The organism is Bradyrhizobium sp. 138 (assembly GCF_023074075.1).
Lineage (GTDB): Bacteria > Pseudomonadota > Alphaproteobacteria > Rhizobiales > Xanthobacteraceae > Bradyrhizobium.
Window position 1 is genome coordinate 136797 of record NZ_JADPKT010000002.1, and the last position, 14902, is coordinate 151698.

12 protein-coding genes and 1 pseudogene are annotated in these 14902 nt (G+C 64.0%); 11 read left to right on the top strand and 2 right to left on the bottom strand.

The window, feature by feature from the left end; genetic code table 11:
- The first annotated feature begins 61 nt into the window (after nucleotides 1-61).
- The 9 genes and pseudogenes from IVA79_RS00955 to IVA79_RS00995 all read left to right on the top strand — a co-directional run bounded on the left by IVA79_RS00955 (nucleotide 62) and on the right by IVA79_RS00995 (nucleotide 9730).
- Entirely contained in the window at nucleotides 62-922 is an 861-nt protein-coding gene (locus IVA79_RS00955; protein ID WP_247549633.1) for an MBL fold metallo-hydrolase, read from the top strand.
- 207 nt (nucleotides 923-1129) lie between these two features.
- Nucleotides 1130-1972, top strand: a complete 843-nt coding sequence (locus IVA79_RS00960; RefSeq protein WP_247549643.1) for a fumarylacetoacetate hydrolase family protein — start codon at nucleotides 1130-1132, stop codon at nucleotides 1970-1972.
- 130 nt (nucleotides 1973-2102) lie between these two features.
- Nucleotides 2103-2714 (top strand): glutathione S-transferase family protein, encoded by a 612-nt coding sequence (locus IVA79_RS00965; protein ID WP_247549645.1) that lies wholly within the window; start codon nucleotides 2103-2105, stop codon nucleotides 2712-2714.
- A gap of 13 nt (nucleotides 2715-2727) precedes the next feature.
- Nucleotides 2728-3595: pseudogene (locus IVA79_RS00970) on the top strand (MBL fold metallo-hydrolase).
- A gap of 172 nt (nucleotides 3596-3767) precedes the next feature.
- Nucleotides 3768-4916 (top strand): alpha/beta hydrolase, encoded by a 1149-nt coding sequence (locus tag IVA79_RS00975; RefSeq protein WP_276577445.1) that lies wholly within the window; start codon nucleotides 3768-3770, stop codon nucleotides 4914-4916.
- Nucleotides 4917-4983: 67 nt separating this feature from the next.
- Nucleotides 4984-5955: an iron exporter MbfA gene (gene mbfA, locus IVA79_RS00980; RefSeq protein ID WP_247549647.1), complete on the top strand. Its 972-nt coding sequence runs from the start codon at nucleotides 4984-4986 to the stop codon at nucleotides 5953-5955.
- A gap of 101 nt (nucleotides 5956-6056) precedes the next feature.
- Complete coding sequence (locus tag IVA79_RS00985) at nucleotides 6057-7529, top strand: amidase (protein ID WP_247549649.1); 1473 nt, start codon at nucleotides 6057-6059, stop codon at nucleotides 7527-7529.
- A gap of 182 nt (nucleotides 7530-7711) precedes the next feature.
- Complete coding sequence (locus tag IVA79_RS00990; protein WP_247549672.1) at nucleotides 7712-8065, top strand: nuclear transport factor 2 family protein; 354 nt, start codon at nucleotides 7712-7714, stop codon at nucleotides 8063-8065.
- A 294-nt stretch (nucleotides 8066-8359) separates the two neighbouring features.
- The gene (locus IVA79_RS00995; protein ID WP_247549651.1) at nucleotides 8360-9730 is read left to right on the top strand and encodes a hypothetical protein; all 1371 of its coding nucleotides are present in this window, start codon (nucleotides 8360-8362) and stop codon (nucleotides 9728-9730) included.
- Between the two features lie 89 nt (nucleotides 9731-9819).
- Here the strand turns inward: IVA79_RS00995 and IVA79_RS01000 are convergent, their stop codons facing one another.
- A complete protein-coding gene (locus IVA79_RS01000) occupies nucleotides 9820-10908 on the bottom strand; it encodes a Zn-dependent alcohol dehydrogenase (RefSeq protein ID WP_247549654.1) in 1089 nt (362 codons plus the stop codon).
- An 89-nt stretch (nucleotides 10909-10997) separates the two neighbouring features.
- Nucleotides 10998-12782, bottom strand: a complete 1785-nt coding sequence (locus IVA79_RS01005) for an acyl-CoA dehydrogenase family protein (RefSeq protein WP_247549656.1) — start codon at nucleotides 12780-12782, stop codon at nucleotides 10998-11000.
- Between the two features lie 221 nt (nucleotides 12783-13003).
- Between IVA79_RS01005 and IVA79_RS01010 the strand changes: the two genes are divergently transcribed.
- Both IVA79_RS01010 and IVA79_RS01015 read left to right on the top strand, forming a co-directional pair.
- Nucleotides 13004-13705 (top strand): SDR family NAD(P)-dependent oxidoreductase, encoded by a 702-nt coding sequence (locus tag IVA79_RS01010; RefSeq protein WP_247549658.1) that lies wholly within the window; start codon nucleotides 13004-13006, stop codon nucleotides 13703-13705.
- Between the two features lie 118 nt (nucleotides 13706-13823).
- Entirely contained in the window at nucleotides 13824-14654 is an 831-nt protein-coding gene (locus IVA79_RS01015) for an enoyl-CoA hydratase (protein ID WP_247549660.1), read from the top strand.
- The last annotated feature ends 248 nt before the right edge of the window (nucleotides 14655-14902 follow it).

The following is a 14902-nucleotide window of genomic DNA, read 5'->3' on the forward strand; positions in this document are numbered from 1 at the left end:
TGCACTTGAGGACGGAAAACCGCATGTTTCGGCACGAAAAAAGAACATGGGAAGGCGCGGGATGCAGTGGAAGGTCGGCCAGGTCAAAGTCACCAAAGTGGTGGAATTGGAGACGGTCGGCTCGACCCGTTTCATCCTGCCGCTCGCGGGCAATGCAGAGATCCAGAAGCTGCCCTGGCTGATCCCGCATTTCGCCACCGAAGAGGGCCGGCTGAAAATGTCGATCCATTCACTGGTGGTGGAGACGCCTTCGCGACGCATCGTGGTCGACACCGGCCTTGGCAACGACAAGCAGGGCCGCAACGTGCCGACCTGGAACAACCGCACCACGCCGTTCCTGGCGACGATGATGGCGGCAGGCTTTGCACCCGACAGCATCGACACGGTGCTGTGCACGCATCTTCATGTCGATCATGTCGGCTGGAATACGAAGCTGGTCGACGGCCAATGGGCGCCGACCTTTCCCAAGGCGCGCTACGTGTTCGGCAAGACCGAATACGAGCATTGGCGCGACCACTCGACCGAGCCGGACAAGCGGGCCGTGTTTGACGATTCGGTGAAGCCGATCGTCGATGCCGGCAGGGCCGATCTGATCCCGAGCGACCACCGGCTCTGCGAGGAGATCAGCATGATCCCGACGCCGGGCCACAGTCCCGGCCATATGAGCATTCTCATCCGATCGGACGGCGAACAGGGCCTGCTCACCGGCGACGTCGCCCATCACCCCTGCCAGATGGCGCGTCTCGACTGGTCCTCGACGGCGGATTCGGACCAGGCCCAGTCGGCCGCAACACGGCGCGAACTGTTCGGCCGCTTTGCCGACACGCCGACGCTGGTGATCGGTGGGCATTTCTCGGCCGGGCATATCAAGCGGGACGGAGACGCGTTCAGGTTCGTGGCGCTGCAATCGCAGGCTTCGTAGGGTGGGCAAAGCGAAGCGTGCCCACCTGTCCGGGCCAACAGGAAGAGGTGGTGGGCACGGCGCGATGCGCCTTTGCCCATCCTACGAGCGCTAACCCACCCTACAAAGTAAGGGCTGCATTGCACTCCTCTTTGAGCGGTTGAATTTCCTGCCGCCCTGTTCCATGAAGCTATTCAACCGATCGGTCCATTTCCAGGGAGAAACGAAATGAAGCTTGTTCGCTATGGTGAGAAGGGCGCGGAAAAGCCCGGCCTGATCGACAAATCCGGCCAGTTGCGCGACCTGTCGGCACATGTGAAGGACCTCACCGGCGAGGCCTATTCGCCCGAGAGCCTGAAGAAGCTGGCAGGCCTCGATCCCACCTCGCTGCCCGCGGTCTCCGGCAAGCCGCGGTTCGGCGCCCCCGTCACCGGCATCTCGAAATTCGTCGCGATTGGCCTCAACTACTCCGACCATGCCAAGGAGACCGGCGCCGAGATCCCGAGCGAGCCGATCATTTTCATGAAGGCCAACACGTCGCTATCAGGGCCGAACGACGCGGTCGAGAAGCCGCGCGGCTCGACCAAGCTTGACTGGGAGGTCGAGATCGCTGCCATCATCGGCACCCGTGCGAAATATGTCTCGGAAGCCGACGCGCTGAACCACGTCGCTGGGTATTGCGTCTGCAACGACGTCTCCGAGCGCGCCTTCCAGATCGAGCGCCTCGGACAGTGGACGAAGGGCAAGTCGCACGACACGTTCGGCCCGCTCGGGCCGTGGCTCGCCACCAAGGACGAGATCAAGGACGTGCAGAACCTGTCGATGTGGCTGGACGTCAACGGCCAGCGCCGCCAGACCGGTTCGACCAAGACCATGATCTTCTCCATGGCCAAGTGCATTTCCTACGTCTCGCAGTTCATGACGCTGCTGCCCGGCGACGTCATCACCACAGGCACCCCGCCCGGCGTCGGCCTCGGCATGAAGCCGCCGACCTTCCTCAATGTCGGCGACGTCGTCACGCTCGGCATCGAGGGTCTCGGCGAGCAGCGGCAGGAGATCGTGGCGGCGTAAGGCGCGATCCTCTTGGTCATTCCGGGACGGCGCGTAAGCGCCGGACCCGGAATCTCGAGATTCTCTGGTGCGCAACTGCGGACCATAGTTCGATGCTTCGCATCGCCCCGGAATGACAGAAGGATCCAAAATGAAACTCACCTTCTCCCCCGCCTCGCCCTTCGCCCGCAAGGTGCGCATCGCCGCGATCGAGCTCGGGCTGATCGATAAGATCGAGCTGACGCCGGCGAGCGTCGCGCCGGGCACGGCCAACGAGGACTATTCGAAGATCACGCCGCTGAAGAAGCTGCCGGTGCTGATCACCAATGACGGCGACGTCATTTTGGACTCCTATGTCATCGTCGAATATCTCAACGAGATGGCCGGCGGCAGCCTGATCCCGGATTACGGCCCGCGGCGCTGGAAGGCCAAGACCAATCACGCGCTGATCAACGGCATGCTCGATTCCATGCTGCTGTGCCGCTACGAGAAAATGGTACGGCCGCAGGGCCTGCAATGGCAGGCCTGGTCGGACGATCACTGGAACCGGGCCTGGACCGGCATGGCGCGCTTCGAGAACATGCCCGAGGTGCTGAACGGGCCGTTCGACATCTCGCAGATTGGCCTCGTTTGCGTGCTCGGCTATGCCGACTTCCGCTTCGCCGATTGCGGCTGGCGCAAGGCCTATCCGAAGCTCGATGCCTTCCATCAGAAGATGCTGGAGCGGCCCTCGGTGAAGATCTCGGTGCCGCCGGCCGCCTAAGCAGGAGTTTCTCATGAGCCTCAAATTCTCGGTCGGCGATCTCACCATCCATCGCGTCATCGAGCAGGAAACTTCGTTCGTTCCGGCGCTGGAGATGCTGCCGGGGCTGACGGCAGAGGTGCTGACCGAGAACCGGGCATGGATGCGGCAGGCCAAGGCGCTGGACGAGCAGGATGTGCTGCTGCTGTGCTTCCAATCCTATGTGGTGAAGACACCGCATCACACCATCCTGATCGACAGTTGCATCGGCAACGACAAGCCGCGCCCGCAACGCCCCAAGTGGAACATGAAGACCGACGAGACCTATCTGCGCGCTGAACGCAGCCGGGTTCTCGGTCGATGACATCGACTTCGTGATGTGCACGCATCTGCATGTCGACCATGTCGGCTGGAACACGCGGCTGGAGAACGGCCGCTGGGTGCCGACGTTCCCCAACGCGCGCTATTTGTTCGCCATGCAGGAATTCGACCACTGGTCCGCGCAGAACGCGAAAACGGAGATTCCGGCCTTCGCCGACAGCGTGCTGCCGGTGGTCGAAGCGAAACGCCACGAGCTCGTCGGCAACGATCACCAGATCGGCGACCACGTCCGCATCCTGCCGACGCCCGGTCACACGCCGGGCCATATCGCCATCACCATGGGCCGCGCCAAAGACGACGCGGTGTTCTCGGGCGACCTGATGCACTCGCCGTTGCAGACGCTCTATCCGGAGCTGTCGATCAAGTTCGACGTCGATCCAGCCAAGGCGGCGACGACGCGCCGCGGTTTTCTCGAGCGCTATTGCGACACCGATACGCTGTGCTGCACGGCCCATTTCCCCTCGCCGTCGGTGGGGAAGATCAGGCGCAAGGGCAACGCGTTCGTGTGCGCGGCGGTCTAACGAGATGCCGTAGGGTGGGTTAGCTCTGCGGCTGCGCAAAGCGCAGACGCTGAGCACAACCCACCTCTTGGGTCTCTGCAGAAAACAGAAGTGGTGGGTTACGCCCCGCAATTGCGCTTCACGCAATCGTGGGTCTAACCCACCCTACGATACTGCCCGTGTGGAGAACACCATGACAACACTCCCCGACATCCCCCTTCCCGCCGGCATCCGCTCGCGTTACCTCGACGGCATCAACGGCTTGCGCATGCAAGTGCTCGAGGCCGGCTTCGAGACCCCGGGCCGGCCCTGCATCCTTCTGCTGCACGGCTTTCCTGAGCTCGCCTTCTCCTGGCGCAAGGTGATGCCGGCACTTGGCAACGCGGGCTATCACGTGATCGCGCCGGACCAACGCGGCTATGGCCGCACCACGGGATGGAGCGCAGACTACGACGGCGATCTCGCGCCGTTCTCGCTCTTCAACCTGGTGCGCGATGCGCTCGCTTTGGTGTCGGCGTTCGGTTACAGGCAAGTTGATGTGGTCGGACATGATTTCGGCAGCCCGGTCGCGGCCTGGTGCGCGCTGATCAGGCCCGACGTGTTTCGTTCGGTGACGATGATGAGCGCGCCGTTCGGCGGACCACCGCCGCTGCCGTTTGGCACCGCGGGTGCACCGGCCAAGCCTGCGGCCGAAGACCCCGTCCATCGCGAGCTCGCCGCGCTGCCGCGGCCGCGAAAGCACTATCAATGGTACTACTCGACGCGCGCAGCGAACGCCGACATGCAGCACGCGCCGCAGGGCGTGCATGATTTCCTGCGCGCCTATTATCATCACAAGAGCGCGGACTGGGCCGACAACAAGCCCACTCCGCTGGCATCGTGGTCGGCGAACGAACTGGCGAAGCTGCCGACCTACTATGTGATGGATCTGAACGAGACGATGGCGCAGACGGTCGCCAAGGAAATGCCATCGACAGCCGCGATCGCCGCCAACGGATGGCTGCCGGACGGCGAGCTCGCCTATTACGCCGCCGAATATGGCCGCACCGGATTCCAGGGCGGCCTGCAATGGTATCGCTGCGGCACGTCAGGCGCTTTCAACGCCGAACTGCAATTGTTCGCCGGCCGCAGCATCGACGTACCCTCCTGCTTCATCTCGGGCAGGCAGGATTGGGGCACTTACCAGCGTCCGGGCGTGTTCGAGGCGATGCAGGCGCGCGCATGCACGCAGATGCTCGGCTGCCATCTCATCGACGGCGCCGGCCATTGGGTCCAGCAGGAGCAGCCCGCGGAGGTGAGCCGAATGCTGTTGGACTTCCTCGCCCAGACCCGCACCGCCTGATTTGACCCGGGAACTCCGCCGCCCTATATAGTTTAGAATAATTCTAAACGATCGAGACAGGGCTGCCGTGAAGACTTTTGCCGATCTGACCGAGCGCGAGGTGCTTGCGGTCGCGATCTCCTCGGAGGAGGAAGACAGCCGCATCTACATGACCTTCGCCGAGGACCTGAAGGAGCGCTATCCGGACTCGGCCAAGCTGTTCGAGCAGATGGCCGAGGAGGAGCGCGGCCACCGGCACATGTTGCTGGAATTGTATGAGCAGCGCTTCGGCCCGCATCTGCCGCCAATCCGCCGCGAGGACGTCAAGGGATTCCTGCGCCGCCGCCCGGTCTGGCTCACCAAGAACCTATCGCTCGATGCCATCCGCAGAGAAGTCGAGACCATGGAGATGCAGGCGGAGCGCTTCTACGTGAAGGCCGCCGAACAGGCCCAGGACGTCGGCGTGCGCCGCCTCCTCGGCGATCTCGCCGAAGCCGAGAAAGGTCACGAAGAAACCGCCGCAAAACTGACGGGCGAGATCCTGAGTTCCGACGTCCGCGCCGAAGAGGATCGCACCAACCGCCGCATATTCGTGCTGCAATATGTGCAGCCGGGCCTCGCAGGCCTGATGGACGGCTCGGTCTCGACGCTGGCGCCGCTGTTTGCGGCGGCCTTCGCCACCCACCAGAACTGGCAGACGTTCCTCGTCGGCCTCGCCGCCTCGATCGGCGCCGGCATCAGCATGGGCTTTGCGGAGGCACTGTCCGACGACGGCTCGCTGACGGGCCGCGGCTCGCCCTGGCTGCGCGGCGTCACTTGCGGCGCGATGACGACGCTCGGAGGGCTCGGCCACACCGCGCCCTATCTCGTGCCGGATAGCTGGCCTAATGCGTTCTGGATCGCAACGGGAATCGCCTGCGTCGTGGTGTTCTTCGAATTGTGGGCGATCGCCTTCATCCGCTCGCGCTACATGGACACGCCGTTCCTTCAGGCGGTGTTCCAGATCGTGCTCGGCGGCGCCATCGTGCTGGCGGTGGGCGTATTGATCGGGGCGGCGTAGCAGCTTCGCCCTCGGCGTCATATCAATCGCGATCAAACAACGGTTGCGGCATTCGGCTAAACTGCGCATCATCACCTGACAACCAGAGCGGGAGACGCGCCGTGGTCAAATCGGAATGGAGTTTCAAGAGCGCGGTCGAGCTGTCGGCGGCACTGAGCGCGAAGAAGGTCTCCGCGGTCGAGCTCGCGCAGGATGCGATCGCCCGTATCGAGCGTCACGACGGCAAGATCAACGCGATCTGCGTGCGGGATTTCGATCGCGCGCTCGGCGCCGCGCACGAGGCGGACGCCGCCTTGGCCCGCGGCGAGCGCAAGCCGCTGCTCGGCCTGCCCGTGACGATCAAGGAATCCTTCAACATTGCCGGCCTGCCGACGACCTGGGGATTCGTGCCGCAGAAGGATTTCAGGCCCGCCGAAGACGCGCTGGCGGTGACACGCATCAAACAGGCCGGCGGCGTGATCCTCGGCAAGACCAACGTGCCGGTAGGCCTCGGCGACTGGCAGAGCTACAACGAGATCTACGGCACCACGAACAACCCCTATGATCTCGGCCGCACACCGGGCGGATCCTCCGGAGGATCGTCGGCAGCCCTCGCCGCGGGCTATTGCGCGCTCGCCACCGGCTCCGACATCGGCGGCTCCCTGCGTGTGCCGGCCTTTCATTGCGGCATCTTCGCCCATAAGCCGACCCTCAATCTCTGTCCGGCGCGCGGCGAGACCCCGCCGCCATTTCCGGCCATTCCGCGCGAGGGCGACCTCGCCGTCATCGGTCCGATGGCGCGAACGGCAGCAGATCTCTCCCTGCTGCTCGACGTCATGGCCGGACCGGATCCGCTGGACGCCGGTGTCGCCTACAAGCTCGACTTGCCGGTCGCACGGCATCAATCGTTGCGGGATTTTCGTGTCCTGGTGATCGACAGCCACCCGCTGCTGCCGACCGACCGGGACGTCCGCGGCGCGATCGACCGGCTCGCGACCGATCTGTCGAAGGCCGGCGTGAGGATCGCGCGCGAAAGTGGCCAGCTCCCGGACTTCGCGGAGACGTCGCGGCTCTACATGCGCATGCTGCTGAGCTTTCTCGGCGCATTCTTCCCGCCGGAGGAGCTTGCGGATGCGCGAGCCGGGGCGAGCCAGCTTTCCCCTGAAGATCGCAGCCTCGGTGCGGAACGATTGCGCGGCATCACTGCGAGCCACCGCGCCTGGGTGCTCGACGCCGGCGCCCGCGCCGTCCTGCGTGCGCAATGGCGCGCGCTGTTTGGGAGATTCGACGCGGTGATCTGCCCGATCATGCCGACGCCGGCCTTTCCGCATGACCATTTGCCGGACCAGAGCCTGCGGCGTATCAGCATCGACGGCAAGGATTACCCCTATTCGGACCAACTCGCCTGGCCGGGCATTGCGACGTTGCCAGGCCTGCCTTCGACGGCCGTCCCGCTTGGCCTGTCGAAAGACGGCCTGCCGGTCGGCGTGCAGATCGTCGGCCCGTGGCTGGAAGACCGCACGCCGCTCAAGCTCGCCGAGCTGATCGAGCGCGAGTTCGGCGGGTTCGTGCCGCCGAAGATGTTTGACGACTAGCGTTGGCCGTGCGTCGTTGCGAGCGCAGCGACTTGTCCGCCGAAGCTTTAGCGAGGGCGGAAGCAATCCAGACCGTCACCGCGGAACGATTCTGGATTGCTTCGTCGCAAGGGCTCCTCGCAATGACGGGGGTGAAACAACCGAGGATTCCAGGTTCACGCTACGCGCAGGGAGGGAATTCCGTGGGCAACGACCTCGATCAACTCACAGCACTCAACCGCGACTATGTCGCCTCCGTGCAGAACTGCGACGTCAAGCGTTTCGACGAAATCCTGGCGCCGGAGTTCTACTGCTCCCATCCCGACAAGACGTTGGTCGACCGCGCAGCCTTCCTGGAGCAAACGGCGCGCCCGATCGCGATCCGCAATTTGCATGAGCACGACGTCATCATTCGCATCATGGGCGACTTCGCGATCATTCATGCCGCGACGAGCTACACCACGGCGGATGGACAGCAGGCCAGGGGACGCTATACCGACTGCTGGGCGAAGACGGACGGCAAATGGCTGGCGGTGTCGGCGCACGTGTCGCGGTGAGATTTTTACCTCTGTCGGTAATGGGCGGCGGAGGTAAAAGCCTCAACTGTCAAACACGATCACGCTGCGCAGCGTCTTGCCCTCCTTCATGCCGGAAAAACCTCCTCGGTCGCTGGAAGTCCAATCGTCGCTGCAGGTCATTTTCGATGCTGTAAAGCAATCGCTAACCAAACAATCTTTTCCCGAGCGATGTACACGCTACACACCCGACATTTACGCAGCTGGCAATTGTTCGCCCGTAGAAATTGCAAGTCACGGCTCAGGGAACCGTTCAAATCCAGCATGAGTGATTGCGTGATCAAAGACACTATTGAGAGAGGTGCGCTCGGTGCTCCCTATCATCGCGTCAATCCGGACGAGACGCTGCCCGAGCGATGGCGCATTCCGATTGCCCTGGCAGTCGGGTGCGGACTTATAGGCATCGCGCTCCGTTACCTCGCGCGGGAGCACGCGACCGCGGACGCGGCTGAGTACATCACCTGGTATACCTTCGCGCGAGATCACGGCATTGCCGGGCTGGCCGAGGCCTTCACCAACTACACGCCGATCTACAGCTACCTCCTGCTGATCGCCACGTGGTTCGATGGGCTAGGCCAGCCGCTTTCCCTCGTGAAGATGATCTCGGCACTCTTCGAGTTCGGTTGCGCGACCGTCGTGGCCCGGATGGTCTGGCGATTTACAAGCGTGGCGCTACGCGCGTCCCTGGCTTTCTGCGCAGTGTGGCTTGCCCCGACGGTGCTCTTCAACGGCGCAATGTGGGGGCAGGCCGATTCGATCTGGACCTTCTTCGCACTGGTTTCCGTGGCGATGTTCATGCGGCACCGAAACGGCGTCCTGCCATTCGCAGTCGGCTGCTCGGTGAAGGCCCAGGGCGTATTCCTGGGACCGTTCGTGTTGGGCATGATTCTGCGCCGCAAAATCCACCTGGCATGGCTCGCCGCTATTCCGGGAGCCTATGCGATCCTGGCCATCCCGGTTCTCATCGCCGGCAGATCCTTGGCGTCCGTGCTCGGGATCTATCTCGACCAAGCCCACACCTTTCACCGCCTCACCATGAATGCAGCGAACGTCTGGGTATTCGCTGGAGCGACGCCGTACGCGATCGGCGTTGCCGCCGGCCTCGTGCTCGCGGCGGCGACCGGGCTTGCCCTGTCGATCTTCATCGCGCAATCCAAGCGGACGGGGCCGGAGTTCATCCTGCTCGTCGCGTGCGTATCGCTCATCCTCATGCCGTATCTGCTTCCGAAGGTGCACGAGCGCTATTTCTATGGGTTCGAACTTGCGTCGATCGCCCTGGCCTGCATCAATCTGCGCTATCTGCCGTTCGCGGTAATAGCCCAAGTCGATGGGGTGCTATCCTATCTCGCATTCGAGAGCGGGATCGTCATGGGTCTGCTGCCGGCGGCGCTCTGCAACACCTTCCTCGTGGTCTATCTCCTGCTCGATCTCCGCCACGGCGAACGTGGATTTCGCCTTCCGAGATTTGCGTGGCTCGGCTTCATCGCGTCGACGGCAGGATTGTTCACCTACTTGCTGTTCGCAGGCGCCGGCTTGAACGTATCACTTCCGTATATGCTCGCCGCGGGTCTTGCCACGCTCATGACGCTGCTGCTCGTCAAGGAGTCGCGTTGCGCCTCGGCCGAAGGTCGGGCCCCGTCGCATTGACCTTGATCTTCGGGGAGCAACGAGCCCCGGGCGGGACCTTCTGGAAATCCCGCCTCCTCAGGCCGAATGCGACGCCGACATCCGCCGTGCTAGCTGTCGAACATGATCACGCTGCGCAGCGTCTTGCCGGCTTTCATGTTGGCAAAGCCCTCGTTGATCTCGCTTAGCTTCAGCTTGGCCGAGATCCAGTCCTCCAAGTGCAGCCGTCCCCGCAGGTAGAAATCGACCAGCCGCGGCATGTCGACGCGAAAGTGGTTCGAGCCCATCGAGGAGCCCTGGATCTTGCGCTCGCGCAGGAAGTCGAAGCCGTGCAGCTCGATCTTCTGGCCGAACGGAATCATGCCGACGATGGTGGCGGTGCCGCCGGAGGCCAGCATGCCGAACGCCTGCTCCGCGGTCTCCTTGCGGCCAAGCACCTCGAAGGAATGATGCACGCCGCCATTGGTGAGGTCCCGCACCTGCTTCACGACGTCGCCATCCGCGGGATTGATGATGTCGGTCGCACCCAGCTTGGTCGCGAGCTGGAGCTTGGCCGGATTGGTGTCGATGGCGATGATGCGGCCGGCGCCGGCGATCTGCGCGCCGTTGATCGCGGCCATGCCGACGCCACCGCAGCCGATCACCGCCACGGTTTCGCCCGCGGTCACTTTCGCCGTGTTCACCACCGCGCCATAGCCCGTGATGACTCCGCAGCCGATCAGCGCGGCAAGGTCGAGCGGCATCTCCTTGCGGATCTTCACGATGGCGTTCTCGTGCACCAGCATCTGCTCGGCAAAGGACGAGAGATTGAGGAACTGGTGCAGTTTCTCCGGCTTCGACCATTGCATCCGGTTGGAGGCGCCCGGCAGCAGCTTCACCGTGGTGTCGGTGCAGAGCACGGTGCGGCCTGTGGTGCAGTTGTCGCAGGTGCCGCAGAACACCGACAGGCAGGTTACGACGTGATCGCCCGGCTTGACGTAAGTGACGTCGGCGCCGACCTGCTCGACCACGCCGGCGGACTCGTGGCCGAGCACCGCTGGCAGCGGATGCGGATAGAGCCCTTCCATAAAGTGCAGATCGGAATGACAGAGCCCGGCGACCGCCGTGCGGATCAGCACTTCGCGCGGTCCCGGCTTCGGCAGGCTGATGTCCTCGATGACGAGCGGCTGGTTGACTTCATAGAGGACGGCGGCCTTCATCGGGGTTTCCTCGTTTGTTGTTTGTCTCGTTGCTTGTCGGCTCTGCACCTCTCCCTATGGGAGAGAGGGACAACGCTCGCGGCAGCAGCCTACGCCGCCAGAATCAGTTCGCCAACCTCGCTCATGCCTGTGGCACGATCGCCGAGCAGCAGCGCGGCGATCTTGGCTTGGGTCGCATTTTCCGTGAGCCGGAACGGATCGCTCGGCGACACCCGGTGGTCGATCACGAGCCGCGACAACAGCAGCCGGCGCGCATCGCCGCGCATCTGGTGGATGCGGTGCGCCTCCCAGGCGAGCGCGACCGCGCTTGCGACATGATAGAGCAGGCTGGTGGCACGCCGCGCATCGGATTCGTTTTCGGCCTTGCCCGCCACTTCGCGTGCGAAGCCGACAGCGCGATCGACGAAACCGCGCAAACGGTCGCGCCAGGCCTGCGGCACGGAGGCGCTGTCGTCGAGCCGGGTGTGCAGATCGGCCGCGAGCGCGGCTTCCGCGCCATGGCGGCCGACCGCGCGGCGGAGCGCATCGATCGCCACGATGTTGCCGGTGCCCTCCCAGACCGAGCCGAGATGGGCATCGCGCAGCAGGCGCGGCGTAGCGAACTCCTCGACATAGCCGATGCCGCCGCGCATCTCGAGCGCATCGCCGCAGACCTTTCGCGCATCGCGCGTTGCGCGGAATTTCAGCGTCGGGGTGAGGATCCGCAGCAGCGCCGCCGCCTCCTGGCTGCCGGCTTCCGCGCGGTCGAGCGCGTCCGCAGTGAGGAAGCTCATCGACAGCGCCTGTTCGACGGGCAGCATGATCTTCAGCATCTGCCGCCGTCCCAGCGGCAGGTCGATGATGCGCTGGCCGAACACGACGCGATTGGTCGCCACCGTCATCGCATCATGATAGGCGCGGCGCATCAGCGCGGTAGATTTGACACCGTTGGACAGCCGCGACGAGTTCACCATCTCGGCCATCTGCACGAAGCCGCGGTCGAGCTTGCCGACCGCGTAGGCAATCGCGCCCTCGAGCTTGATCTCGCCCGAGGCCATCGAGCGCGTGCCCAGCTTGTCCTTGAGACGCACGATCCGGTAGTGGTTCTGCGAGCGGTCGTCGAGAAAGCGCGGCATCAGGAACAGGCCGACGCCGCGCGTGCCGGGACCGGCGCCCTCGGGGCGCGCCAGCAACATCACGACTTTCGCATCGGCATTCGAGCAGAACCATTTTTCACCGTAGAGCCGCCAATGGTCGCCCTCCTGCACCGCGCGCGTGGTCAGCGTGCCGACGTCGGAGCCGCCCTCCTTTTCGGTCATGAACTGGCCGCCTTGCGTCAGCTTGCTCATGTCGGTCGTGGTCAGGCCATCCAGATATTTCGTCTTGAGCGCCTCGCTGCCGAAATTCGCCAAGAGCTTGGCGCAGCCGTCGGTGACGTTGATCGGACAGCCCATGCCGAATTCGGTCTGATTGAACAGGAACGTGAAGGCGTGCTTGGCCACGACCGGATATTTGTCCGGCCAGCCCATGATGCCCTTCCGGAGCGAGAGCGCATGGATGCCGAACTCGCCGAACGCGGCGTTCTCCAGCTCGCGATAGGCCGGGTGATATTCGATCCACTGCACGTCGCGGCCGAACTTGTCGCGCTGGTGCAGAATGGGCGTGTGCCGATCGGCGAGCCGCGCGCACTCATCGAGACGGCCACCGGCGAGTTCGCCGAGGCGATCGAGATGGGGCTCGATGTGACGGAATAGCGTATCCGGCAGATGGATGCGCAAGAGGTCGGTGAGGGCGGGATCGGCGCGGTAGAAATTCATGCCTGACGTATCGGGCGCCAGCAGGCCGGGTTGCTCGGCCGCGACGTTTTTCGGCTGTGCTGTGACCGGCTTTTGCATGATGGCCCTCTGTCGTTTCCGTCCGACGGCAATTCTTATCGCTTGCCGCGTTGAATGATGTCGATCATGCTCCCGTCGCGGAGAGCGATAAAGCCGCAAATTGTCAGGGAGGCATGATCGCAATGATGGAGCAATTCGCCCTGCGGAATTGTGACTGCCCCGGCTGGTTGTTCGGGTAGGCATGCATAGATCAACGGCTCCCAGTCCCAAGAGATCACGCCATGGAACACCCAAAGTACAAGATCGCCCTCATCGTCGGCGCCGGCGAAGGCCTGAGCGCCTCGCTGGCGCGCTTGCTCGCCGCCCAAGGCATTCGCGTTGCGCTGGCCGCCCGAAAGATCGAGAAGCTTGGCGCGCTCTGCACTGAGACTGGGGCGAAAGCCTATGCCTGCAACGCCACCGAACCTGACGAGGTCGAACGCCTGTTTGGCCTCGTCGAGCGCGAGATCGGCATGCCCGACCTCGTCGTCTACAACGCCAGCGGCCGCGCCCGCGGCCCGGTCGTGGATCTCGTTCCGGCCGATGTAGCGCAGGCGATCGCGGTCAGCGCCTATGGCGGCTTCCTTGTGGCGCAGCAGGCGGCCAAGCGCATGCTGCCGAACAAGCACGGCGCGATCCTGTTCACCGGCGCCTCCGCCAGCGTCAAAGGCTATGCGCAATCGGCGTCGTTCGCGATGGGCAAGTTCGCGTTGCGTGGGCTCGCACAGAGCCTGGCGCGCGAGCTGTCGCCGCAAGGCATCCATGTCGCGCATTTCGTGATCGACGGCGGCATCAAGAGCGCGACGCGGAGCGAGCCAGCGGACAAGCCGGATTCGATGCTCGATCCCGACGCGATCGCAGAGAGCTATTGGAACGTGCTGCAGCAGCCGCGGAGCGCCTGGAGCTGGGAGCTGGAGTTGCGGCCCTGGGTGGAGACGTTTTGAAGTCGAGATGCCGTAGGGTGGGCAAAGGCGCAAAGCGCCGTGCCCACCATCTCGCTGAAATTGCATAAAGACGTGGGCACGCTTCGCTTTGCCCACCCTACGAGAGCAGGGAGGAATAATGACCATCGAAACCACCATCGATACCGGCACCAACGAACTCCTCTGCGTCATTCGCGACCGTGTCGCGATCATCACGCTGAACCGGCCGGAGGCGCGCAATTCGCTGTCGGATGCCTTGACGCCGGCGCTGCGCACGATGATCCGGAGCTGCGGCGAAAATCCCGATGTCGGCGCGCTGCTGCTAACCGGCGCGGGCGAGGCCTTTTGCGCCGGCGGCAACGTCAAGGGCATGGGTGCGCATCGCGACAAGGCGAAGCTCGAAATGCCCTTTGAGGACAAGGTCGCCGATCTGCAGGAGCGGCAGCGGCTGCTGACCGGCGCGCTGGTGTCGGTGCGCAAGCCGACCATCGCCGCCCTGCCCGGCCCCGCGGCCGGCGCGGGGCTCGCCATCGCCATGGCCTGCGACATCCGTATTGCCGCGCAATCGGCTTTCGTCGCCACCGGCTATGCCCGCATCGCGCTCAGCGGCGATTACGGCATCGCCTGGCTGTTGACGCGACTGGTCGGCACCGCGCGGGCACGCGAATTGATGTTCACCGGCGATCGGGTTGACGCTGTCAGGTGCGAGGCGATCGGCCTCGTCAATCGCGTCGTACCCGATGACAAATTGCAGGCCGAAGCCTTCGCCCTGGCAAAGTCGCTCGCCGAAGGCCCGCGCCTGGCGCTGCGCTACATGAAGGACAATCTCGACGAGGCGCTGCTGTTCGACTTCGAGACGGCGCGCGACCACGAGGCCGAACGGCTGATTCGCCTCACCACCACCGCCGATCACAAGGAGGCGGTGCAGGCGTTCATCGAGAAGCGGAAAGCGGTGTTCACGGGGAAGTAGCCGATTCGAGAATCCCTGACCGTCACCCTGAGGCGGCCTCTTTTTCAGCGGCCCTCGAAGGGCGACGGCCCGACTATTGCTGCGAGGACCGCCAGGGAAGCAGCGGGGCCGTTCATCCTTGGCTCGTTCTGCGAAAGGGCGCAGAACTAGCGCCTCAGATCCTATGGGGCGGCGGGTGGTCAAGAGGTTAGGATTGGATTGCCAACCACCCAGCCTCGGAGGACCAAGATGATCAAGCTCGATCGCAC

Coding starts and splice junctions, on each gene's coding strand:
- IVA79_RS00955 (WP_247549633.1), top strand. CDS start 62: ATGCAGTGGAAGGTCGGCCAGGTCAAAGTCACCAAAGTGGTGGAATTG.
- IVA79_RS00960 (WP_247549643.1), top strand. CDS start 1,130: ATGAAGCTTGTTCGCTATGGTGAGAAGGGCGCGGAAAAGCCCGGCCTG.
- IVA79_RS00965 (WP_247549645.1), top strand. CDS start 2,103: ATGAAACTCACCTTCTCCCCCGCCTCGCCCTTCGCCCGCAAGGTGCGC.
- IVA79_RS00975 (WP_276577445.1), top strand. CDS start 3,768: ATGACAACACTCCCCGACATCCCCCTTCCCGCCGGCATCCGCTCGCGT.
- IVA79_RS01000 (WP_247549654.1), bottom strand. CDS start 10,908: ATGAAGGCCGCCGTCCTCTATGAAGTCAACCAGCCGCTCGTCATCGAG.
- IVA79_RS01005 (WP_247549656.1), bottom strand. CDS start 12,782: ATGCAAAAGCCGGTCACAGCACAGCCGAAAAACGTCGCGGCCGAGCAA.
- IVA79_RS01010 (WP_247549658.1), top strand. CDS start 13,004: ATGGAACACCCAAAGTACAAGATCGCCCTCATCGTCGGCGCCGGCGAA.
- IVA79_RS01015 (WP_247549660.1), top strand. CDS start 13,824: ATGACCATCGAAACCACCATCGATACCGGCACCAACGAACTCCTCTGC.